This is a genomic window from Membranihabitans marinus, assembly GCF_021729155.1.
GTDB lineage: Bacteria > Bacteroidota > Bacteroidia > Chitinophagales > Saprospiraceae > Membranihabitans > Membranihabitans marinus.
The window spans coordinates 135,052-156,995 of sequence record NZ_JAJQYA010000005.1; the positions used below are offsets into that span (position 1 = coordinate 135,052).

Consider the following 21,944-nt stretch of genomic DNA (forward strand, 5'->3'; position numbering starts at 1 on the left):
AGAATTTTTATTTACCGACGTGGTGGTTTGTAATTGGATTCTGAAAGGATTTTTTGTCCACTTTCTAGATCTAATAAGGATTGGATATCGTCAGAATTTTTAGATGACATATATTTTTCGACAATTTTATATCCGATGAAGTTAGCGGTTCTCCCCGGTGCTTCTGCTGGCATCCCAGGACTGTTTGGGGCTCGATCTACATATTTTGCAAATTTTCTACTGTCTTGTTCATATAACAATTCATTGTCTAAGAAAAATTGCCATATTTCTAATTCATTGTCTTCGACCCAGTCCAATTGTTCAGGTGTATACAAGAATAAACTGTGATCTGATTTAAAGGGCATTAATTTTTTTAATAAGTAAATGATTTTTCCATTGCGTATCATGTAGTCCAACAATGTGTTTCCCTTCACTGGAGGGGTCAGATATTCCAATAATGCCATAATGGCTTGTGGGGTAATGTATTCACGCGACATGGTAGATCTTACAAATAAAGGGAATACGGAAGGATCGTAGTAAGGATAGTTTTCCCCTAGGTAGAAGTCCAAGCCGATACCTATGATTTCATCGTCAATGGTAAAGCTGCCGATACTAAACTCCGATACAAAGGTGTAAACTTTTGGAATGGATTTTTCGGGGAAGTAGTGTTTGTAATAACCAAAGGCCAGACCCAATTCTTCGGCGATAAAGTCGGTATTGGGATAAAGAATAGCTGTGGTATCCATTAGATGTTGGATGGCTCCAGAACGACAGTACTCCTTCATCAAGGTGTCCAGGGGGATTGCAAATGGTTGACGCGGAAATAAAATTTGATTAAAAAATATATCTGTAAATTCTGGATGTTCTTCTGATAAGGTCTTTCCTGTGGCCATGTCTTCTCCAGTGCCACAGATCAATTGATCGTAAGCTATAATCTCAATTTTTTCTGCTTCAATGTCGAGTCCTTCATCTTCATCCAAAGTGTTGCAGCTGTATAAACCAACTATGATAATGCCTACCATTGTCCAGGCTAGGACAGAGTATGATCTTGGTCTGACAGGAATAGAAAAATACTTTATAAACCTTTTCTTCATTTTCAATTGAATTCCATTTACTGAATTTGAATACAAATTAAACTACTTTTTTATAACTATAGTATAGTTCCTTGTTGAGAGTGTTTTGAAACTATAAAACTTATAAAATATGTTAAATGCATTGTTAATTGTTTTAACTTCAATACTATTTTAAACGATGGGATTGGGCAAATAGAATGAAATGTTTAGAATATTTTTATATTTACTTCTGAGGAATGTGTATGTACTATGGGATATAAAAAAATTGTAATATTATTGGGAGTTATGTGGATGTTTGGCACGAGTCAGGCACAGAATATTGAGGAGCAAGTACTCGATTTTCATATAGCCCCATTGTTTAGTAGATTGAATAGTTCGAGCGATTATATCAGTCCCAACGGCATCAATGTGGGATTGAAGTTGGGTGCTACGGTGAATTTTAAATTTACGGAATGGGCAGGTTTTGTTGCTGGTCTTGATTTTGTGTTGTGGTCGGGCGGAAAACTCTTATACAGTGAAGGTGGAAATTTTTTGCCGAGTTCATCATTGTCAGATCCCCAATACACTGAAGGGGATATGCCTTTTCCGGACAATACCAGTATTCGCTACACCATAAATTATATTGAACTTCCTTTTGGTATGCAGTTTAACCTGCCTGAGATTAACGATGTATCTATATTTATGCGTATCCCAACCATTACTATGGGGGTTAGAAATAGAGCAAGAGGGACGATAGAAGCGGGAAGTCTACTACTGGAGAAAGAAAAGATTGGTAAAGATGTCTCCTTTTTTAATTTTTTATGGGGCATGGCATTGGGTGCGGATTTCAATTACAGAGGCCACGATATGTCAGGTATGATATTTTTAAATTCGGGTTTGGCTGATGTCACGAGAGACAAAGGCAAACAAGTGATTGAAGTAGACAATCAAACCAAGGTGATCAAAGAGGATTCCAAGGGAGCTCTGAATCAGTTTGGGATTCAAATAGCAGTAAAAATACAGTAGGAGATGAATGAATCAATGAAGAGGCAGCTGTCTGAATTTGTGACAGCTGGACTGCGAGAAGATGTAGGCGATGGAGACCATACTTCCTTGGCTTGCATAGATCCGCAGCAACAGTCACGGGCCAAATTATTGGTTAAGGAGGATACTGTGTTGGCGGGAATGGAAGTGGCAGAGTATATGATACATTTTGTAGATCCTGCAGCCGACATCGAAGTTCGGATGAAAGACGGAGATCAGGCCGTAGTAGGGGATGTAGCTTTCTACGTAACCATGAATAGTCAAGCTCTGTTGAAGATAGAGCGACTATTGCTCAATACCATGCAGCGAATGTGTGGGGTAGCATCTATGAGTAAAGTATATGCCGATTTGGTAAAAGATTATCCGGTTAAGGTTTTGGATACTCGTAAGACGACACCATTGATGCGTTTTCTTGAAAAATGGGCGGTATCTATAGGTGGTTGTTACAATTATCGCATTGGGTTATTCGATAGGATCATGATAAAAGACAATCATATAACCGCATCAGGATCGCTGAGTCGTGCAGTTAAAAATGTACATCAATATTTATCGGCAAAGGAAATGAAACTTCCTATCACATTGGAAGTAGGAAGTAGTGCAGAATTAGATGAAGCCCTAGATGTAGGTGGGTTTGATCGAATTATGTTGGATAATTTTACTCCGCCTCAAATGGCCAAGGCCGTAGAGCAAATCAATGGTCGATTTGAAGTAGAAGCGTCTGGAGGAATCACAGAGTCCATTCTTAAAGAAGTGGCTCAGACCGGTGTCGATTATATTTCATCTGGGGCATTGACCCATAGTGTTGTCGCCAAAGATCTGAGCTTGAAAATTTTGTAGTAGGCCTATAATTTGGCCGTATCTACCGTCGTCAATTTTTGAATTGCTTTGATCCGTGCATCAATTTCTGAAGAATTAATATTTTGAATTTTTTCTAATGAAAAGTCTTCTACACAGAAAGATCCCATGGCTGCACCATATACCAGACCTTGTTTTACATGTTCGTAATTGATTTCAGATTGATTGGCTAAATATCCCATTAGTCCTCCTGCGAAGGTATCGCCAGCACCGGTAGGATCTACGATATTGTTGAGTGGCAGAGCGGGAGCAAAGAACATATGATCATCTCCAAACAAGAGTGCTCCGTGTTCTCCTTTCTTAATAATTAAGAAACGCGGTCCGAGTTTCATTATTTTTTCTGCTGCTTTTACCAAGTTGTGTTCTCCACTGAGCATTCGCGCTTCTTCATCGTTGATGCTTAGGAGATCTACTCTTCGTATGACATCTATTAATTCGTCTTTGGCTATATCGATCCAAAAATTCATAGTGTCCAAAAGGATGAGTTTGGGTTTGGATTCCAATTGATCGATGACACTGCTTTGTATGGCTGGAGTTAGGTTGCCCAATAATATAAATTCACTATTTCGATAGCTATCTGGTAGGATAGGATCAAAGTCGGCCAATACATTAAGGTCGGTAATGAGGGTTTCTCGCTCTATGAGGTTTTCCAAATATCTTCCAGACCAGTAGAACGATTTTTTATCTTCAACGATTTTTATACCTTCAGTATCTATACCTCTGGCGTTCATGCGTTGCAATTCTGATTTGGGCCAATCACCACCAATAATTGAAACCAATCGAATATCGGAGTGCAAGTAAGATGCTGCCCATCCAGCATAGGTGCCTGCTCCTCCAATTACTTTTTCTACCTTTCCATGAGGTGTTTCGATAGTATCAAATGCTACGGTGCCCACGATTAATAAACTCATAATGTGTTTTAGTTGTTTTACAAAAAAAAAGCCTTGCCGCTTGAAGGCAAGGCTACTAACGAAGTAACTGTATAATGACGTCAGTCTGGATCCAATGTTAATCTTTCAAGCCCAATCCCGCTTTTTCGGAAATCTCCAACATCCTTTCGATGGACTTGACTCCCTCTTCAATTACCCACTCGGGCAAATTTACTTCGGGATTTTCATATTTCATACATAAATATAGCTTTTCCATGGTATTTCTCTTCATGTGAGGACATTCATTACATGCACATTGATTTTCTGGAGGTGCAGGAATAAATTCCTTTTCTGGAGAAGCCAACTTCATCTGGTGTATGATTCCAACTTCAGTTGCCACAATAAAAACTTGGTTGTCTGATTCCTTCGTGTATTTCAATAATCCACTGGTAGAACCTATGTAATCTGCATTTTCTAAAATATGAGCTTCACACTCCGGATGCGCTATTAATTTCGCTTCCGGGTACTGCAATTGCAATTTAGTAATTTTTTCATTACTAAATACTTCATGTACCATACAAGAACCGTTCCATAATATTAAATCACGGCCAGTTTTTTTAATTAAATAGGCACCTAAATTTTTATCGGGAGCAAATATAATCTTTTTATCTTTAGGAATGCTATTTATTACATCAACTGAATTGGTAGATGTGCAACATATATCGGTTAATGTTTTTAATTCTGCCGTACAATTGATATAACTCACGACAACAGCGTCGGGATGTTGCTCTTTGAATTTTTTGAATAGATGAGGTGGACATGCGTCGGCCAATGAACAGCCTGCCTTGAGATCTGGTAGCAAGACTTTTTTGTCTGGCGATAGCATTTTGGCCGTCTCAGCCATAAAATGAACACCGGCAAATACTATCATATCCGCATCCGTAGTGGCTGCTTTTTGACTTAAGCCCAAGCTATCACCAATATAATCTGCTATATCTTGAATATCAGATTCCTGATAGTAATGAGCCAAGATAATAGCGTTTTTTTCTTTTTTAAGTTTTTGAATTTCAGCCTCTAAATCCAAAGATGGATCGATACTAATGTCAAGGTATCCCTTTTTGTCAATATCTCTTTTGGCCAATAGCAATTCTTCTGTTCCAATCATAAAAACCTGATGTTAAGTTAGCAATTTAAAAAAAAATCTCCTTGTATCGTATTATATAGGGCAAATTTTTTGAATAAGATTATAATTTAGATGTGTAATAAATAGATATTCAGTTGTTTAGTAGAACTGGTTTTTGTATTCTCCCTATGATACATCTTCCCTAAATTATATACAATCACAGGGCAATATAGTTTAAATCAAGTATTTCAATTTCCCTTTCCCAACACAAATACACAGGGTAACTTGTGCATAGAAGGCAGTTTACTACTTCGCCATTGTTTTACCGTTTTGGTCACTGTAGTGTTGTTGGTATTGAGTAAGTCAATGGCCAGAGAAATACTTATAGTATCTGGAAGTATGTCTATCAGCGATTCCATGGTCTTGATATTGCGATAGGGGGTTTCAATAAATATCTGGGTATAGCCCTTTTCAATAGATGGCAGTATTTTTTGAATTTTACTCTTCAGTTCCTGAGGTTTAATGGGGAAGTAGCCTTGATAGGTAAATTGATTGCCGTTGAAACCTGATCCCATTAGAGCCAATATCAGCGAATTGGACCCACTCAATGGTAGGACGGGAATATTCAATTGATGGGCTTTAATAACAATTTGGAATCCAGGATCTGCAATTGCTGGACTGCCGGCCTCAGAAGTAAGTCCAGTAATCCTTCCTTTTTTCCATTGCTCTAGGACGAGATCCATCGGGAATCGATTGCTGTGTTTGTCGAATTCAATAAAGGTTCGGGAATCGATATCGTAATCTGGTTGGATATCGCGCAACCACCTTCTAGTAGTTCTAATGCGCTCGCAAAAAAAAACTTCTATTTCGTTGATTATCTCTAAAACTCCAGGAGAAGGACGATCGAGGGCCCCAATAGCCGTGGGAATGAGGTATAATTTATTTGAATTCATTAGATAAAGAAAGTTAATTTTTGCAATATTAATAGGATATTTCGACTAGGTGAAAAATTATTGTAGTAGATCTTTATTCAGGTCTTTGTAAATTGAAGTATATTTATGTCTATGTTCGAAAATAGTATAGATCAATATTATATAAAATTACCTCAGTTCGAAGGCCCCTTTGATCTTATACTGTTTTTTATAGAACGCGACGAAATTGAAATTCAAAATATTCCGATTTCAAAAATCACCTCAGATTTTTTGGATTATATCCACCACATGGATCAATTCAATATCGAATTGGCTTCTGAGTTTATTGTGGTAGCCGCAACATTGATGCGAATAAAAACCAAAATGTTGTTGCCGAGAAAAGAATTGGACGAATCCGGAAACGAAATCGATCCTAGAGAAGAATTGGTTCAACGTCTTTTGGAATACAAAAAATTCAAATCTATTATTGAGGAAATGAAGTCTCTTGAAGAAGTCCGAAGAAGTCTTCATAGCCGGGGCAATATAAAATCCGAATTGTCAACCTATTCAGGAGCAGCACTGTTAGAATCAGAATGGGAGTCACTTGATTTGTACAAATTGTTTTCAGTCTTTCAAAAAGTCATGGAAAGATTCAATCAAGAAAAGACCAAGGTGGCACATACTGTGGTGAGTTTTGCCTACACCATTGAAGATCAACGCAACCATTTATTGTCTGCCATAAAGGGAAAAGTGTCACAATCATTTGAATCCCTGTTTGATCGAATGGATAATCGACTTCATGCCATTGTTACTTTTCTAGCCCTTTTGGAATTGATTAATAGCAGACGTTTAGAAATTAAAATTAGCGGTGATATTAATTCCTTTTACATCAGTCAAGGGGAGAATTATTCCGAGTCATTAAATGGAGAAATTACTGAAGATGAATAGTTTGTTTGTTTACGGATCTTTACGATCTAAAATACAACATCCCATGGCTCAGTTTTTAGTTAAGAACGCCTATCAAATTGATGAGGGTTTTATCTATGGCTATTTGAAAAATATGGGGCCTTATCCCGGAGCTATTTTAGATTTGGAACAGAAGAGCAGAGTATTGGGCGAGGTATATCAATGGAATGAAATCAATGCGATTTCTATTTTATCTGTTTTAGATCATTATGAGGGATACGATTGCGACAATGAAGAGGAAAGTGAGTTTTTGCGTCGAACGGTAGATGTATATGGAAATTGTGGAAACTACCATTGTTATTTATATGTGTATCATCCCGAATGGTGGAAGGACAAAGGTCAGATTATTCCTTCTGGGAATTACTTAGACGTTGCTCTTTAGTCCCAATCACTGCCTGCTACAATCCGTGGTGTTGCATTAGGGAATCTACTCTTTCCGCTACTTCGGGAGAAGCTATATCATTGGACTGAGAACTGTCGTGGTTTAAGTGGCCGTGTTTGATTTTATAATACAAGTTTGACCGATCTGATTCCGGTGTCAGTCCAAAGGTTTTTCGCAACATAGGTAGATTTTCATAAAATATTTCAGTGTCCATATTTTCCATCCACTCCGATAATTGAGATAAAAAAATGTCGTCATAAATAAGCCATAAAATACCACCCGAAAACAACCCTTCCAGCCAAGCCAGCATTTGGTTGGCGTCAGAGGTTTGGAAAACAAAGGATATCTTGATTTCAATTTCCGATCTATCCAGTCGTCCCAAGTCCATGCATATTCTCAAGGCTCTACCACTAAAATAGTCTATTTCAATGTGATGATTGTATATTTCCAGCCATGCCGAATCCATGTAGCTGGAGAGATGGGGAAAGCGTCCACTCTGAAGAGTAAAATACAATTGGTTGATTAATTGCTTTAATTCTTCGATCTCATCTTCGTCAATCGAGTAAATTGCCGCGGGCAACATGATGCTCACCTTGTAGATCATTCTGTCCAAAAGCCCTGTTAGCTCTGGTGGTTTACTCCACCTTATATGACCATAGGACTGGACGTGAATCAAGGTGTTTACACTTTTTAAAAGGGATAGTACGGAATCAGTATGTATGTATGATTTTAAGAGTTTAGATTTTATTATGTCGAGCAAATCATCAAAACCACACATAAAGGATTGATCTAACAAGTCGATGACGTCGTCGATGATTTCTGTTTCCGTCAGTGCATCGGTTATTTTATTTCTAGCAGCGGCTTCTATTGTATTGCCATAGCTGGATACCTGGATGAGGATCCACTCTGAAACTGGATCCCATTGCAGATCCCAAATCTCTTTAAAATTACCCAAGGCAGAAATCGATTGATCTTGAATCTTGGCCAAGGGGATTTCTAAAGTCAGGGTCTGATAGAAAAAACATGAGAGAAGCAAATGCTTTGACGTCCGCAAATCAAGGGTCTTATTCATGGGGATAGGCTCTTCCAACAGTTTGGATAGTCTACCACTTTTTAGCATCTTTCTAAAGTCCAATTGAAGGGGCAGAATAAATAAATCATTGGGAATGCTTCCGGTTTGATGTCCAGTAAATATTTTGTCACCGAAAACTTCTTTCCAACTAGGGTCGCCCTCGTACATCACTGTGGTTATGGCATCCTCGAGTTCGGGAATGCCAATACTGCTTTTGTTGCGCAAATTTTTCAAACCTCTGGCCAAGTTAATGGTCTCAATGGTATGGGCAGTGCTCAGGGGCTTGACAGCTCTTAGGGTTTTGCCACATTCTGTAATCCAGTACATAGCAGCTTCTTCTTTGTGTTCGAATAAGGCATGATACCAGGTGGGGTTGGAAATTCCCGCTCCATATCCATTTTCTTGTTTCATTCGGCGATAGGACCAAGGAATCCATACTGCATCGGTTTTTATCATTTTGATGCGGACGGATTTCTTAGAGGGTTTGGCATTCTTGTGATTTTCAAGGGCTGGAAGATGGTAAGCTCCGCAGATTACGGCTATTTTTTTAAAATCTTCTCCAGTAGCCATTTGAATTTGCTCTACCATAAAAGCTTCGCGCTGGATGGTCTCTGAACTTTCGGTAGCATCTTTTCGCAATTCCCGCATGAGTTTGGCAATATGGTCGAAAATGGCAGTGGAGTCGGTTGTAGTTTCCAAAAAATGGTCCCACCACTGTTCTACGTCATTGAATCCCGATATTTTTGCCAGTTGATAGAAGGGATTTAATTTTGGGCGAGATCGTTGGTTTTTTTGTTTTAAGATGGCACCGATGGGCAAGTCGATACAACGCAATGGAATTTTTTGGTCAAATGAATATTTCAGTGCTATCCATTCAGGCGAAAATGCGGCTAGTGGAAAGTAGGCTGCTCTCTGAAAATCCTTGGGGTCGTATATTAGTCCAGCTATAGGCGGAGTCATCTCATAGGGGTTGAAACTGGCTATTATGTGTTGAGCATCAGCCGGTGCTTCCAATAAAATAATGTCGGGACCATATTCGTCCAACATGCGTTGGATTCGCAATGCGGACCCCGGTCCATGATGTCGAATCCCCAATAATTTTACTTCATTCATAGAAGAGATTAAAGTAGGTTTTTAAGATCTTGCCAGTCCGGTCTCTTGGCGATGACAAGTTTTTTGTACTCTTCCCATGGTTTACTGTCTTTCTCGATATCTTTCAAAATGGCACCGGGAAGGGTGGCGGCTATTTCATTAGCAGTCACTCGACCTTCTCCAAAAAAACCGGCCATGTATATACAGTGTTCCAGAGTGGATATCGCTTCCGCTGTACTGAGATTACTTTGGGTGGTATTTATTTTTTGATGACTGTCTTCGGTAACTCCAGATCTTAGCTCTCGGAATATTTGAACGACTCTTTCTATTTCTTTTACTGGAATTTCTACAGAAAGGGGCAGGGTTTCTACATCTAGTTTGTAGCGAACAATGTTTACTTCTTCTTCTAAGCTAGAAGGGAAAGGCATTTGAATAACATTGAAACGTCTTTTCAGTGCGTCACTTAGTGGAAATGTACCTTTATCCTTGTCGTTTGAAGTGGCGATTATATTAAACCCCTTATGGGCTCTTATTTCGTTGTCTAGTTCGGGCACAACGATTAATTTTTCAGACAGTAGGGAAAGTAAGTTGTCTTGAATCATGGCTGGGATCCGGCTTAATTCTTCTATTCTGCAGATTTCTCCACCTTGCATTGACTTGTAAATCGCACTTTCCACTAAGGCTTCTTGGTGGGGACCTTTGGCGATTAGGCTGGCGTAGTTCCAACCGAAGAGAATGTCTTCTTCTGTGGTAGCACTACTTCCTTGAATGAGGTGTTTGGTGTTTCCGCTAATGGCTACGGCCAAGTGTTCGGCCAACCATGTTTTGGCTGTTCCCGGCATGCCTGTCAATAATAATGCCCGTTGAGTTGCTAGGGTTGCGATGGCGGTTTCTACTAGATTTTTATGTCCTATGTATTTGGGACTGATAGTTACGCCATTGACTTCTACATTGCCTAGGATAAATTGTAAAACCGATTGAGGAGACATTTTCCAATTGTCTGGTTTCCACCCACTATCTGTTTTTATTAAGGCATTGAGTTCGTCTTGATATTTGTCTTCCAGTCTTTGTTTGAGTATGTTTTTTGTATCGGTCATTTTATTGGATATAATATTTTTAAAATTTCCTTTCTGATGGACAGTATTTTAGTAAATGAAGTCTTCCAATCCGAAGATATATTTGTGAGGTCAGATAACACTACTACAATAGCATTGGGATGTATTTTCAATGCAAAATAGTGGATTGGAAACGATTCTTCGATAAATGTAAATTCTTCATATTGTTTTTTTAGGTATGTCCAAATCGAAAGGGAATCTTGGTATGTAAAGAACGGTTGGATTTTTAGAATGTTTTCAAAGAAAGTAGGCGACAATGATTTATTCGGAGTCAGGTAATAATGATGGATATATGCAGTTGTGTTTTGGGGTGAAATACTGGTTTCTATCCCTGAATCAAATTGTGCTCCCGGGTGTAATTGCATATATTGATTGAGGAAGTTCATATTTTCATGAAAAAGACAGCCATCTACCACATCGCTTAACAAGTCATTGGGAATGCTAGCAATGTCAATGGACAGGTCAGCGGGATCGATAAGTGAAATCAGGGCAGATAATGTACTGGTTTTAGAGGTCAGGGACTGGATGTCATCTTTCCTTATTCCCATGGTTTGTTTAGTCAGTTCAATTTTGTCCTTAAACTGGGATTCCACGTAGGGGTTTAACACAGCTATCAAATTGGGATAAAGGTTGGCATATTTCTTTTTGAGCAATATTTTGAGGGCCGTTATCCTAACTACCTTATCTTGATTTGATTTTTTGCTGTCTATAAAATCCAATGTGTCAGGATGGTCGTCGGTGGATAGTATTTCTAATAATTTATTTTTGTGGTGGCTGGACACAGATTCAAATTTTTCCCGAATAAATGCTACCGTTTGTTGGGGGAAATTCTTCATCCTGACGGCCATGGCGGGATAAAAATATGTCTGTCCCACGGTTGGTATTTCACCATGGTCGAAGGCCATTTTCATAAAGTCGAACTGGTCATTAGTATCAGATAATTTGAGGATGAGTTGGGGATGAAGCTGATATATAGCGGACCAAAGTGAAGGCCATGATTGGACGAGGTTTAACAAATTGGGCAAATGTATAGGAGGGAAGGTAGATCCACAATTTTTTAGATGGTAAAACAACTCTTCAAGTAGAACTTCACTGTTTTCTATCTTTAATATTTTATCTAAGACATTGCTTATCGGGCTGATGTTTACTTCCTGAGGTGTAATGGAGATGACTTCATCTTGTACTTCGATGGTCGTCAACATCTGTTGATAATAGTATCTGGTAGATTGATGGGCAAATTCTTCAAAACTCAGTTTGTCTTCATCCTTGACGAACAAAAAAAGTCTTTTCTTTAGATCTTCTATGGGAAGTAAATTTGGCACTTAACACGGTTTAGTCATAGAAATTATGATGTAAAGATAGATATAAGCCGCGATTGAGTGAATGATTTTTTGTTGTCCTCATTTCAAGACTGAGTCGAGGACGAGGGGTGGTTATTTTTTGGGATTTAAATATTGCGTATTGCAATAGTGTTGAAATATGAAGTAGGTTGATTATAAACATCTAATTTTAATCTAGCGTTGAGGATTGTGTAGTACAGTTTTATTAAGCTTGGTATCATTTCTATAAAGGGATGATATTTTTAAACTTCTTTAAAGAATCAAGAGAGAATCGATGATGATTGATGGAGGGAAAATTACAGAATTTTACATATAGCTCAATCTAAAGGCTGGGAAATTATTTAATACTTTATAATGGTAAAAAAAAATTGACTTATTCCAAGGAATAAAGGCCTTACCTTTTTGTGGATAAGAGAAAAGGACTATCTTTGCGCAAATTTTATGACTGAATAAAACGCAACAACAGTAATACTATGGCGAATATTGGAAAAGTAAAACAGGTCATTGGTCCAGTAGTGGACGTAAGTTTTCAGGGAGAAGGATCTACCACTCCTGATATACTTAATGCGCTGGTAATCAAAAGAGAAGGCTTTAATGATTTGATATTGGAAGTTCAACAACACTTGGGAGAAGACAGTGTTAGAACTGTGGCCATGGAAGCTACAGATGGTTTGATCAGAGGCCAAGAAGTAGTTGATACCTTTGCTCCAATAAGAATGCCTGTTGGGGAACAAATCAAAGGTAGATTGTTTAATGTAGTTGGAGAAGCTATCGATGGTTTAAGACCAACCGAAAAAGGAGAGACTGCATATTCAATCCACAGAAAGCCACCTCGTTATGAAGATCTATCTACCGAAACAGAGGTTCTGTTCACTGGAATTAAAGTGATCGACTTGATTGAGCCCTATGCAAAAGGGGGTAAAATTGGATTGTTTGGTGGAGCTGGTGTTGGTAAAACAGTATTGATCCAGGAATTGATCAACAACATTGCCAAAGGATACGATGGGATTTCTGTTTTTGCAGGAGTAGGAGAGAGAACCAGAGAAGGAAACGATTTGCTTCGTGAGATGTTGGAATCTGGAATTATTAAATACGGTGACGACTTCCTTCATTCTATGGAAGAAGGTGGTTGGGATTTAGATAAAGTTGACTACAAAGAATTAGAAGATTCAAAAGCGACATTCGTTTTTGGACAGATGAATGAGCCTCCTGGTGCACGTGCTCGTGTTGCTCTTTCGGGATTGACTATGGCAGAGTACTATAGAGATGGTGATTTGTCTGATCCTGCCGGAGGTAGAGATATCCTTTTCTTCGTAGACAATATCTTTAGATTTACTCAGGCTGGTTCTGAGGTGTCAGCCCTATTGGGAAGGATGCCTTCAGCGGTTGGATACCAACCAACTCTAGCTACAGAGATGGGTTTTATGCAAGAGCGTATTACTTCAACAAAAAGAGGTTCGATTACATCGGTACAAGCGGTATATGTACCTGCGGATGACTTGACGGATCCAGCTCCTGCTACAACCTTTGCTCACTTGGATGCAACTACGGTATTGAGTAGAAAATTGGCTTCATTGGGTATTTATCCTGCCATTGATCCATTGGATTCAACATCGAGAATTCTCGATGCCAAAATCATCGGAGATGAACACTATAATACTGCGCAACGAGTGATTAACTTGCTTCAGAGAAATAAAGAATTGCAAGATATCATTGCCATCTTGGGTATGGAGGAGTTGAGTGAAGAAGATAAGTTGGTAGTACACAGAGCGAGAAGGGTACAAAGATTTTTGTCACAGCCTTTCCACGTAGCTGAGCAGTTTACTGGTATCCCAGGGGTATTGGTACCTATTGAAGATAGTATCAAAGGTTTCAATATGATTATGGACGGAGAAGTTGATGAATATCCTGAGGCGGCCTTTAACTTAGTAGGTAATATCGAAGAGGCCATCGAAAAAGGTAAGAAATTAATCGCAGACGCGGAACAAGCATAGTCCTATGGTAATTGAAGTATTGACACCAGAGGAAAAATTGTTTACAGGGGAAATTACTTCTGTAATGGTGCCAGGTATTAGTGGACGATTCCAAATATTAGAAAATCACGCACCTATAGTTTCGGCTTTGGTTAAGGGTGATGTGGAATTGACACTGGGAACAGGTGAAAAACAAAATTTTTCCATTGAAAAAGGATTTATTGAAGTATTGAACAACGAGGTTTCATTACTTGTATATACTGCCGCTGCTGCTGAATAAGCATATTATACCCTGTGATGGGGTTTGAAAATAGAAAAGCTGTCATTGGAATCCAATGACAGCTTTTTTTAATTATGAGAATTCTGTTTATTTCATTGAAATGGGTAGAGCTAGATTTGCCCAGTACATGATGGTCTTACTCGGTGTAACCTCATAAGTCAGTCTTTCGTACATTTTTTCAGAATTCTGAGGGGATACATCTACTCTCAATACATCCTTGCTCGCATCGTACTTATAGGCACCCCATTGCTTGGCTTCGCTATTGAAAATAGCTACCCAGTTATTTTTTTCTTTGGGAATTATAAAGAAGCTGTAGATGCCAGCGGGCAATTTCTTTCCTTCTACCATAATGTCCTTGTCGGTTTGAAAGGTAGTGGCTTCATTGGCTCCTGCTCGCCATACTTTTTCAAAAGGGACTAATTGGCCCCATATTATCCGGTCTTTGACACCTGGAGAACTGTAATTAATGGTAATATTTGCATCGCTTATTGTACCCGTTGCGGTAGCTGGAGGGCTGGGTTTGGTCTCTGATCCTACCTGAGCCCATCCCGACATAATAAAGAATAAGCAAAAAATCGATGCCAGTAAAATTGGTTTAGTGAATTGTTTGATTTTCATAGTATAATACTTTTAATTTTTGAATATTTAATGTATATCCTCATAAGGTGATATCTAATATCAATAGTTGACTACCATCCAATTAGATTAATTCTGCAAATACATCTCACATTGATGTATATTTCGAAATCTTGTGTTGAATAGACTGCCATCTATATTGTTATAACTGGAAAAACTGTAAAAAAGTTAAAAATTTAACTAATTATTTATTTTTTATATGTTATTGAATTGTTTATTTAGATGTGGGTAATGGATTGAGTACCGTAGATGATTTGGATATTGTCCTTGATTTTAAAAAATTAAATTATTGGTGTTTAGTCTCTGTGTTGATATAATTATCATTGTCCATTAGGAGTTATACCAATTGCGTTTGGTATAATTCCTAATGGTTTACTAATTATCTAGAATTGCACTCTTGCAATTCATACCATGACTAAGCATCCATTTTATTGTTCGTTAATGGACCAATCGTAATCTTGGTAGTCGATATCGGCATCTTTATTGATCTCTACTTGGGAATATTTATTTAGAAAATCAATTATGGTTTGTTTTTTTGTAAAATCACCACTGAACCATTTAAATATAGATGATATGGTTACTTGGTCAGGGCTTAGGGAGTTTTTCTTTTTATCATTGATAAATGAAACGGCAGCTGCGGTTAATTGTTGATCTAATTGATCGGCCGTAAAGGCGTGATTGCTTAAACTGGGACATGAATAAGAGGCGCAATTAACGGCGAAGTGAATCCGTGGTTCGTCAAACTGTTGTCGAATAATGCCGTGTTCAATATTATTGAGGTCGTATACGCGTTCTTCAATATGAATAAATTTTATATCCCAGACCGAATTTACAAATCCAATACCAGGTTTGATATCCTTAATGCTGGCAACAGGGTAGTGTCTGGCCACCAATTGGATGGTGAAGGCATTGTAAGCATTAATCCAATAAGCCAACTGTTCCTCCCTAGACCAATTTTTGTCATTGGGATGATTTTGAGAAAGCAAGTTTGTGTATTTATTGAGTTTTGCCGAATCTTTTTGGAATCCAGCATAGTCTACCCAACCTTCATCGTCCACATGAGATTGTAACAATTCTTCCCATAAGTCGTGACTGATAGGATGGGAATTGCCTTCATATTTCGATACTTTACAACTATAAATTGCCAAGATGGCGAAGACAGAAAATAAAAATTTCATGAGGGTTTCTATTTATTTTATTAAGTTTAATGTTAATATTTATACTAACAATGTCAATTATTAAGGTTTGAAAAAGAAAAATGTTCTAGCATTAGGTGAAATACTTTTTGATGTAATCGATGGTGAGTACAAGTTGGGCGGTGCCCCATTTAATGTAGCTGCACATTTGGCCAAATTGGGTAATAACAGTTACATCTTATCTGCTGTAGGCAACGATGAATTAGGAGAGAAGATTCGGGATGAAGTTGCTGCAATAGGGGTAAATACTGATTTTTTACTTAATCATCCCACTAGACCTACAGGTACGGTAACCGTTTCTTTCAATGATGGAGAACCAGAATACGATATTGTTGAGGAAGTGGCCTATGATGATTTATCTGTGGATCTGGAAGCTTTATTGGCCATTGATTGGGATATAATTATTTTTGGGTCACTGGCGCAGAGGACTGAAGGAAATAGAGCTTTGTACGCTGAAATTTTGGAAAAAACCGATGCGGACTGGGTGTATTTTGACGCCAATCTCAGGGGAGATTATTACGATAAAAACATAATAGAAACTTCTCTACAATATGCCAATATTGGCAAATTTAATAAGGATGAAATATATGAGCTTTCAGAATTGCTTTTTGAAGAATCTTCGTCGGCAATAGAATTTGGACATTTACTCAAAGTGAAATTTGGTATCGAACTTTGCGTATTTACTTATGGCAGTGAAGGTTCGAAAGGCTACTATAACAACAGTATTTATAATCAGGCCATAGAGCCCATTGAAGCCGTAGATACGGTTGGAGCTGGAGACGCTTTTACTGCTGCTTTTTTACATTCATGGAGTCAGGCCCAAAATGTAGCCAAAGGCTTGGAAAGAGGGAGTATTCTAGGTGCTTATGTAGCTGGATCTATGGGTGCTATTCCCGAATATAGTGACAAAATCAAGTCGGTTTTTGGTCTTGAAGACTAGATACTTTGAATTTGGTCGATAATTCATTGGTACTGAGCGAAGTTTTTCAATTTCGCATTTGAAGAAGTTTATATTTAATTGTTTAACTTTAAGAAAGGACAATATGGCGCAGACTTTTTCAATGATTGAATTAAAAAATATCAAAAAAGCCTATAAAACAGATTTTACCAATCTGCAAGTTTTAAAAGGCATTGATTTAGATATTGAAGAAGGTGAATTTGTGTCCATTATGGGGTCTTCGGGGTCAGGGAAATCTACCCTATTAAATATTTTGGGCATCTTAGATGAATACGACTCTGGTAAATATACCTTGGCTGGTCAATTGATGCAAAATCTTTCCGAAAAGCAGGCGGCTTATTTTCGCAATCGTTTTATAGGATTTGTGTTTCAGTCCTTTAATCTTTTGTCATTTAAAACTGCGGTTGAAAACGTAGCCCTACCCCTGTACTATCAAAAAATAAATCGGATTGAGAGATTAGAAAAAGCCATGCATTATTTAGAAATGGTAGGCTTAAAAGAATGGGCCAATCACCACCCCAATCAGTTGTCAGGAGGGCAACAACAGCGAGTGGCTATAGCTAGAGCTTTGGTAACTGAGCCCAAAGTACTTTTGGCTGATGAGCCAACGGGAGCATTGGATTCTAAAACATCTTCCGAAGTAATGGATTTGTTTGAAGATATTCATCAAGCCGGTAAGACGGTTATCATTGTAACCCACGAATTGGATATAGCTCAGAAAACCGAACGAATTATCCGAATACAAGACGGATTAATATTAAATAGGGAGATATGAAATTTATAGATCTCGATAAGTGGAGTGAAATTTTTCAATCCATCCAAAAACATAAGTTAAGGACAGGACTCACTGCCTTGGGGGTGTTCTGGGGTATATTTATGTTGGTCGTCTTACTCGGTTCAGGTCAAGGCCTGCAAAATGCCATTGAATTGAAATTTAAAAGCGATGCCGTCAACAGTATCTGGTTGTACGGAGGGACGACGTCCAAAGAATTTAATGGCCTACCCAAAGGGCGAAATATTACTTTCGACAATGAAGATTATGAAGTGATAGGAGAACAATTTCCAGAAATTGAAAATTTGGCTGGACGTGTATTTTTGCGCGGCAATTTGATACTGAAGTATAAGGACAAAAATTTGTCTTTTTCCGTTCGAGGTGTTCATCCCGATATGATAAAAATAGAAAATGCAATCATTGAATCAGGCCGATTTATCAATGATGAAGATCAACGACAACGCAGAAAAGTAGCCGTTATCGGATCTATAGTGAGCAAGGAAGTGTTTGAAGATGAAGATCCCATAGGTAAGGAGATATTGATAGGATCTACAGCTTATACCGTTGTCGGATTGGTGTTAGATGTTGAAAATGATCGATCACAGCGAGAAATTTTTATCCCTATAAGTGTGGCACAGGTGGTCTATCAAGGTAATGATGATATTGCCAATTTGGCTATGATTACCGGTGACATGAAAGAGGAAGAAGTAGCTGAATTGGAAACAGGTATTAAAAATCTTCTGGCTTCCAAACACCAATTTCATCCCTCAGATGTGCGGGCAATTTATATCAACAATCGTTTTGAAGATTATCAAAGTTTTCAAAATCTATTTTTAGGGATAAAATCCTTTCTCTGGTTTGTCGGTCTGGGAAGTATTTTGGCGGGAATAGTTGGTGTGAGCAATATTATGTTGATTATTGTAAAAGATAGGACAAAAGAAATAGGAATACGAAAGGCCTTGGGTGCTACACCGAGGTCGATAGTGTCGATGATATTGACAGAGGCTATTTTTATTACTTCGATGGCTGGGTATATTGGTTTAGTAGCTGGTATTATGCTGTTGAGTTTGATGAGTGGTGTAAAATCGGAATTTTTTCTCAATCCAGAGATTCATTTGGGAGTAGGTGTGGCCGCTATATTGCTTTTGGTCATTGCCGGAGCCTTGGCTGGATTGATTCCCGCATTACAAGCCGCTAAAATCAATCCAATTGTGGCAATGAGGACAGACTAAAGATAAATCATTAAATAAAGTGCATGTTTGACAGAGATACATGGCAGGAAATATTGGGTACTTTACGAAAACACAAGATGCGAACATTCTTGACGGCATTCGGTGTGTTCTGGGGTATTTTTATGTTGATATTTATGCTGGGAATGGGATCTGGGCTAAAGAATGCAGTATTCAAAAATTTTGGCAATAGAGCCAAAAATGTGATGTACGTCTGGTCAAATGCTACTTCTAAGCCCTATAAAGGATTTCAACCAGGCCGAGTACCTCGACTGAATTTAGAAGATATCGACTATCTCTATGAGAATGTCGAAGGGGTGAATTATATAGCTCCACGTACGACGATTCCGGGGAATATAACCTATAAAGAAAATGCAGAAGCCTACGATATCAGAGGGGAGTTGTCCGATATGATTACCGTGGAAGGGTATAAGGTGTATAAAGGTAGATATATTCAACCCAGTGATGTAGAGGAATCTAGGAAGGTCATCGTATTAGGTAAAAGAGTGGCTGAAGTGATGTTCGGTAAAGGAAAGTGGGAAGATGCCATAGGGAAATATGTGACGGCCAATGGGGTTGAATTTCAGGTTGTCGGTATTTTTGGTCCAGAATTTATTCAGCCGTGGACGGAGGATGATCTCGAAACAACTGTTATTCCTCTAACCACCATGCACAAGGCCTTTGGTACAGCTGGGAGGATACATTATTTTGCTTTATCTGCATTGCCCAAGTATAAGATCAGCGATCTCGAAGACCAAGTTAAAACCATTCTCCAACAGCGCCATTATGTAGCCCCAGATGATCCTAGAGGCATTGGTGGCTTTAATCTTGAAGAACAATTTGATAAAATGTCAGGATTGTTTTTGGGTATATCCATTTTCTTATGGATTGTGGGGATAGGCACTTTGATAGCTGGTATTATTGGGGTGAGTAATATTATGATGATCGTAGTCAAAGAGCGGACAAGAGAGATTGGCATACGCAAAGCCTTAGGTGCCACTCCAGGGGTTATTATTCGTTCCATATTGATAGAGTCGGTATTTATCACATTGGTTTCAGGGTATTTGGGTTTGTTGAGTGGCACCTTATTGGTGGGCGCCATCGATTTTATTATGGAGACCAATAATGTTTCCTTGGATATGTTTTACAATCCCGAAGTCAAATTAGAGGTCGGCATAGGTGCTGTGGTAATATTGGTTATCGCGGGAACTTTGGCTGGTTTAATTCCGGCCATCATGGCCGCCAAGGTAAATCCTGTTTTGGCATTAAAGAATGAATAAATCAGATGTGAAAATAGAACATCAAGACAATAGATAAAAAGATAATAAATCAAAGATTATGAAGAAAGGTTGCTTATTTAGTACCATCGGTTTACTGGTTTTGTTGACAGCTGGTCTGGTCTACTATTTTGTTCGGCAAAATAAACCAGATCTTGAAAACACCAAGACCAATAAGGCGGAATACCTCGATATTTCCAAAAAAATAGTGGCCTCAGGAACTATCAATCCCAGACAAGAAATCAATATTAAGCCCCAGGTATCTGGTGTGATCGATGAACTTTTTGTAGTGGCGGGTGAAATTGTAGAAAAAGGAAAGCAATTGGCGAGAATAAAATTGGTGCCCAGTCAAGTAAATATTAACCAGGCACAAACTCAGGTGGAGTTGGCCAAGTTGCGATTTGATGATGCCAAACGAGAACTGCAACGACAACAACAGGTCAATACCAATCAATTGGATATAGAAACGGCAAGAGCTAATTACGAAAACGCAAAGACAGAAGAGGCTCGCCAGAGAAGTTTATACGAAGGTGGAGTGATCTCCGAACAACAATACAATCAGTATAAGCTGGATTTGGAATTGAGTCAGACCAGTTTTGAAAATGCAAAAATTGTATCACAGAATAATTTAAGTCAATACGAAAATAGAGTAGAGATCGCTGAGCAAGAATTGATTAGTGCGACGGCTAATTTGAGATTGTTGAAGGAAGGTGTAGATCAAAATTCTAAACAAGTGGCCAATATTGTGAGTTCCACAGTGTCAGGTATGGTACTGGATGTTCCGGTAGAAGAGGGAAGTTCGGTTATAGAGCGCAACAATTTCAATGAGGGGACGACGATAGCCACGGTAGCCAATATGAATACGCTAATATTTGAAGGGACAGTGGATGAAGCCGACGTGGGTTCGATAAAACAAGGTATGCCCATAATATTGAAGATCGGAGCCATTCCCGACCAAGAATTTAGTGCAGTCTTGGAATTTATTTCGCCAAAAGGGGTAAAGGAAGAGGGCACGATTAAATTTGAAGTGAGAGCAGCTGTAGAGCAAACGGAAGACAATTTTTTACGGGCTGGATATAGTGCCAATGGCGATATTGTGATTTACAAAAAGGACAATGTGTTGGCTATAAAAGAGCGAGATATTTTGTACGAAAAAGATGAGACTTTTGTGGAAGTCAAAAATGGGGATGGATTCGATAAAGTAAAGGTGGTCACGGGAATTTCGGATGGCATAAATACCGAAATAATTGAGGGATTGGATACGAGTCAATTGGTGAGAATTCAGCAGGAAACTGCCGTTCCTGTGGAGTGATTTATATAAAAGACAAAGAGCATTTATGTCTATCCACCATGAATCATGTTATTATCTGATTGGCCATCTTGTTTTTGTATTGTTAAACACTAAAGTTTGATCTGTATTATCGTTCAACGATGACAATGCGATTGCCGTAGAGGTCGCTACAATGGAAAAACTTGGATTGAGGAGTTATGGCGATTTCAGTGAGTAATTCAATGTTTTCTTCTTCAAGATGGTCGTATATCTGAAAAATGTCCGGAGTATAGATTACCAAAAATGGAGAAGACCCTGTTTGATTCCCTATTAGATTGGGATTGGAAACATCTTTGATTAACCAAAGTCCAGATTTAGCATTTTCCTCAAAACCAATGTGGAGGTAGCGGTCGCCATCGGGAGACAACTCATCGTAAATAATAATGCAGTTAAATGCTCTTTGATAAAATTCTAAAGCTTTGTCGTAGTCGTCTACCAACAATATGGTGCGACCAAAAGATAATTTTTCCATAATTAATTGGCCTGGTAATTC

At 38.5% G+C, this 21,944-nt stretch carries 21 protein-coding genes; 11 read left to right on the forward strand and 10 right to left on the reverse strand.

The genetic code is table 11. The features are described from left to right. Window positions 1-11: 11 nt before the first annotated feature. Window positions 12-1,073 (reverse strand): gliding motility lipoprotein GldB, encoded by a 1,062-nt coding sequence (gene gldB, locus LVD51_RS05235; RefSeq protein WP_236970143.1) that lies wholly within the window; start codon window positions 1,071-1,073, stop codon window positions 12-14. 228 nt (window positions 1,074-1,301) lie between these two features. On the opposite strand from gldB, the gene LVD51_RS05240 reads away from it, so the two are divergent. Both LVD51_RS05240 and nadC read left to right on the forward strand, forming a co-directional pair. Beyond that, window positions 1,302-2,057 carry a hypothetical protein gene (locus tag LVD51_RS05240; RefSeq protein WP_236970144.1) on the forward strand — a complete coding sequence of 252 codons (756 nt, stop codon included), beginning with the start codon at window positions 1,302-1,304 and terminating at the stop codon, window positions 2,055-2,057. Window positions 2,058-2,060: 3 nt separating this feature from the next. Then, on the forward strand, window positions 2,061-2,912 hold the full coding sequence (gene nadC / locus LVD51_RS05245; protein ID WP_236970145.1) for a carboxylating nicotinate-nucleotide diphosphorylase: 852 nt from the start codon (window positions 2,061-2,063) through the stop codon (window positions 2,910-2,912). A 5-nt stretch (window positions 2,913-2,917) separates the two neighbouring features. Here the strand turns inward: nadC and LVD51_RS05250 are convergent, their stop codons facing one another. The 3 genes from LVD51_RS05250 to LVD51_RS05260 all read right to left on the reverse strand — a co-directional run bounded on the left by LVD51_RS05250 (window position 2,918) and on the right by LVD51_RS05260 (window position 5,875). Continuing rightward, on the reverse strand, window positions 2,918-3,841 hold the full coding sequence (locus tag LVD51_RS05250; protein ID WP_236970146.1) for a PfkB family carbohydrate kinase: 924 nt from the start codon (window positions 3,839-3,841) through the stop codon (window positions 2,918-2,920). Window positions 3,842-3,938: 97 nt separating this feature from the next. After that, the gene (gene nadA, locus LVD51_RS05255; protein ID WP_236970147.1) at window positions 3,939-4,964 is read right to left on the reverse strand and encodes a quinolinate synthase NadA; all 1,026 of its coding nucleotides are present in this window, start codon (window positions 4,962-4,964) and stop codon (window positions 3,939-3,941) included. A 206-nt stretch (window positions 4,965-5,170) separates the two neighbouring features. Then, window positions 5,171-5,875, reverse strand: coding sequence for an SAM-dependent methyltransferase (locus tag LVD51_RS05260; RefSeq protein ID WP_236970148.1), 705 nt, complete (start codon window positions 5,873-5,875; stop codon window positions 5,171-5,173). 105 nt (window positions 5,876-5,980) lie between these two features. Here LVD51_RS05260 and LVD51_RS05265 point away from each other — a divergent pair, with 105 nt between their 5' ends. Continuing rightward, a complete protein-coding gene (locus LVD51_RS05265) occupies window positions 5,981-6,781 on the forward strand; it encodes a segregation and condensation protein A (RefSeq protein ID WP_236970149.1) in 801 nt (266 codons plus the stop codon). Continuing rightward, entirely contained in the window at window positions 6,774-7,181 is a 408-nt protein-coding gene (locus tag LVD51_RS05270; RefSeq protein WP_236970150.1) for a gamma-glutamylcyclotransferase family protein, read from the forward strand. Before LVD51_RS05265 ends, LVD51_RS05270 begins: the two co-directional genes overlap by 8 nt. 16 nt (window positions 7,182-7,197) lie before the next feature. On the opposite strand, the gene LVD51_RS05275 is transcribed toward LVD51_RS05270, so the two are convergent. From LVD51_RS05275 to LVD51_RS05285, 3 genes are read right to left on the reverse strand one after another with little or no spacing between them, the layout of a single operon-like run. Further along, window positions 7,198-9,366 carry a DUF5682 family protein gene (locus LVD51_RS05275; RefSeq protein ID WP_236970151.1) on the reverse strand — a complete coding sequence of 723 codons (2,169 nt, stop codon included), beginning with the start codon at window positions 9,364-9,366 and terminating at the stop codon, window positions 7,198-7,200. An 8-nt stretch (window positions 9,367-9,374) separates the two neighbouring features. Next, window positions 9,375-10,442, reverse strand: a complete 1,068-nt coding sequence (locus LVD51_RS05280; protein ID WP_236970152.1) for an ATP-binding protein — start codon at window positions 10,440-10,442, stop codon at window positions 9,375-9,377. Then, window positions 10,439-11,782, reverse strand: a complete 1,344-nt coding sequence (locus tag LVD51_RS05285) for a hypothetical protein (RefSeq protein ID WP_236970153.1) — start codon at window positions 11,780-11,782, stop codon at window positions 10,439-10,441. The genes LVD51_RS05280 and LVD51_RS05285 overlap by 4 nt, the downstream gene beginning before the upstream one ends. A gap of 491 nt (window positions 11,783-12,273) precedes the next feature. Between LVD51_RS05285 and atpD the strand changes: the two genes are divergently transcribed. Both atpD and atpC read left to right on the forward strand, forming a co-directional pair. Continuing rightward, entirely contained in the window at window positions 12,274-13,794 is a 1,521-nt protein-coding gene (gene atpD, locus LVD51_RS05290) for a F0F1 ATP synthase subunit beta (protein WP_236970154.1), read from the forward strand. Window positions 13,795-13,798: 4 nt separating this feature from the next. After that, window positions 13,799-14,053 (forward strand): ATP synthase F1 subunit epsilon, encoded by a 255-nt coding sequence (atpC, locus tag LVD51_RS05295; protein WP_236970155.1) that lies wholly within the window; start codon window positions 13,799-13,801, stop codon window positions 14,051-14,053. An 87-nt stretch (window positions 14,054-14,140) separates the two neighbouring features. On the opposite strand, the gene LVD51_RS05300 is transcribed toward atpC, so the two are convergent. After that, on the reverse strand, window positions 14,141-14,671 hold the full coding sequence (locus LVD51_RS05300; protein ID WP_236970156.1) for a DUF2911 domain-containing protein: 531 nt from the start codon (window positions 14,669-14,671) through the stop codon (window positions 14,141-14,143). 446 nt (window positions 14,672-15,117) lie between these two features. After that, window positions 15,118-15,867 (reverse strand): DUF547 domain-containing protein, encoded by a 750-nt coding sequence (locus LVD51_RS05305; RefSeq protein WP_236970157.1) that lies wholly within the window; start codon window positions 15,865-15,867, stop codon window positions 15,118-15,120. Window positions 15,868-15,934: 67 nt separating this feature from the next. On the opposite strand from LVD51_RS05305, the gene LVD51_RS05310 reads away from it, so the two are divergent. The 5 genes from LVD51_RS05310 to LVD51_RS05330 all read left to right on the forward strand — a co-directional run bounded on the left by LVD51_RS05310 (window position 15,935) and on the right by LVD51_RS05330 (window position 21,433). After that, window positions 15,935-16,825 (forward strand): carbohydrate kinase family protein, encoded by an 891-nt coding sequence (locus LVD51_RS05310; protein ID WP_236970158.1) that lies wholly within the window; start codon window positions 15,935-15,937, stop codon window positions 16,823-16,825. A 121-nt stretch (window positions 16,826-16,946) separates the two neighbouring features. Beyond that, a complete protein-coding gene (locus LVD51_RS05315; protein ID WP_394803151.1) occupies window positions 16,947-17,618 on the forward strand; it encodes an ABC transporter ATP-binding protein in 672 nt (223 codons plus the stop codon). Next, window positions 17,615-18,847 carry an ABC transporter permease gene (locus tag LVD51_RS05320; RefSeq protein WP_236970160.1) on the forward strand — a complete coding sequence of 411 codons (1,233 nt, stop codon included), beginning with the start codon at window positions 17,615-17,617 and terminating at the stop codon, window positions 18,845-18,847. The genes LVD51_RS05315 and LVD51_RS05320 overlap by 4 nt, the downstream gene beginning before the upstream one ends. 23 nt (window positions 18,848-18,870) lie before the next feature. Further along, window positions 18,871-20,124 carry an ABC transporter permease gene (locus LVD51_RS05325; RefSeq protein ID WP_236970161.1) on the forward strand — a complete coding sequence of 418 codons (1,254 nt, stop codon included), beginning with the start codon at window positions 18,871-18,873 and terminating at the stop codon, window positions 20,122-20,124. 58 nt (window positions 20,125-20,182) lie between these two features. Then, window positions 20,183-21,433, forward strand: a complete 1,251-nt coding sequence (locus tag LVD51_RS05330) for an efflux RND transporter periplasmic adaptor subunit (RefSeq protein ID WP_236970162.1) — start codon at window positions 20,183-20,185, stop codon at window positions 21,431-21,433. Window positions 21,434-21,539: 106 nt separating this feature from the next. Here the strand turns inward: LVD51_RS05330 and LVD51_RS05335 are convergent, their stop codons facing one another. Beyond that, on the reverse strand, window positions 21,540-21,923 hold the full coding sequence (locus tag LVD51_RS05335; RefSeq protein ID WP_236970163.1) for a VOC family protein: 384 nt from the start codon (window positions 21,921-21,923) through the stop codon (window positions 21,540-21,542). Between the last annotated feature and the right edge of the window lie 21 nt (window positions 21,924-21,944).

Excerpts from the sequence above, each read along its gene's own strand:
- gldB (WP_236970143.1), bottom strand. The coding sequence starts at position 1,073 with ATGAAGAAAAGGTTTATAAAGTATTTTTCTATTCCTGTCAGACCAAGA.
- LVD51_RS05240 (WP_236970144.1), top strand. The coding sequence starts at position 1,302 with ATGGGATATAAAAAAATTGTAATATTATTGGGAGTTATGTGGATGTTT.
- nadC (WP_236970145.1), top strand. The coding sequence starts at position 2,061 with ATGAATGAATCAATGAAGAGGCAGCTGTCTGAATTTGTGACAGCTGGA.
- LVD51_RS05250 (WP_236970146.1), bottom strand. The coding sequence starts at position 3,841 with ATGAGTTTATTAATCGTGGGCACCGTAGCATTTGATACTATCGAAACA.
- nadA (WP_236970147.1), bottom strand. The coding sequence starts at position 4,964 with ATGATTGGAACAGAAGAATTGCTATTGGCCAAAAGAGATATTGACAAA.
- LVD51_RS05260 (WP_236970148.1), bottom strand. The coding sequence starts at position 5,875 with ATGAATTCAAATAAATTATACCTCATTCCCACGGCTATTGGGGCCCTC.
- LVD51_RS05265 (WP_236970149.1), top strand. The coding sequence starts at position 5,981 with ATGTCTATGTTCGAAAATAGTATAGATCAATATTATATAAAATTACCT.
- LVD51_RS05270 (WP_236970150.1), top strand. The coding sequence starts at position 6,774 with ATGAATAGTTTGTTTGTTTACGGATCTTTACGATCTAAAATACAACAT.
- LVD51_RS05275 (WP_236970151.1), bottom strand. The coding sequence starts at position 9,366 with ATGAATGAAGTAAAATTATTGGGGATTCGACATCATGGACCGGGGTCC.
- LVD51_RS05280 (WP_236970152.1), bottom strand. The coding sequence starts at position 10,442 with ATGACCGATACAAAAAACATACTCAAACAAAGACTGGAAGACAAATAT.
- atpD (WP_236970154.1), top strand. The coding sequence starts at position 12,274 with ATGGCGAATATTGGAAAAGTAAAACAGGTCATTGGTCCAGTAGTGGAC.
- atpC (WP_236970155.1), top strand. The coding sequence starts at position 13,799 with ATGGTAATTGAAGTATTGACACCAGAGGAAAAATTGTTTACAGGGGAA.
- LVD51_RS05300 (WP_236970156.1), bottom strand. The coding sequence starts at position 14,671 with ATGAAAATCAAACAATTCACTAAACCAATTTTACTGGCATCGATTTTT.
- LVD51_RS05305 (WP_236970157.1), bottom strand. The coding sequence starts at position 15,867 with ATGAAATTTTTATTTTCTGTCTTCGCCATCTTGGCAATTTATAGTTGT.
- LVD51_RS05315 (WP_394803151.1), top strand. The coding sequence starts at position 16,947 with ATGATTGAATTAAAAAATATCAAAAAAGCCTATAAAACAGATTTTACC.
- LVD51_RS05320 (WP_236970160.1), top strand. The coding sequence starts at position 17,615 with ATGAAATTTATAGATCTCGATAAGTGGAGTGAAATTTTTCAATCCATC.
- LVD51_RS05325 (WP_236970161.1), top strand. The coding sequence starts at position 18,871 with ATGTTTGACAGAGATACATGGCAGGAAATATTGGGTACTTTACGAAAA.
- LVD51_RS05330 (WP_236970162.1), top strand. The coding sequence starts at position 20,183 with ATGAAGAAAGGTTGCTTATTTAGTACCATCGGTTTACTGGTTTTGTTG.
- LVD51_RS05335 (WP_236970163.1), bottom strand. The coding sequence starts at position 21,923 with ATGGAAAAATTATCTTTTGGTCGCACCATATTGTTGGTAGACGACTAC.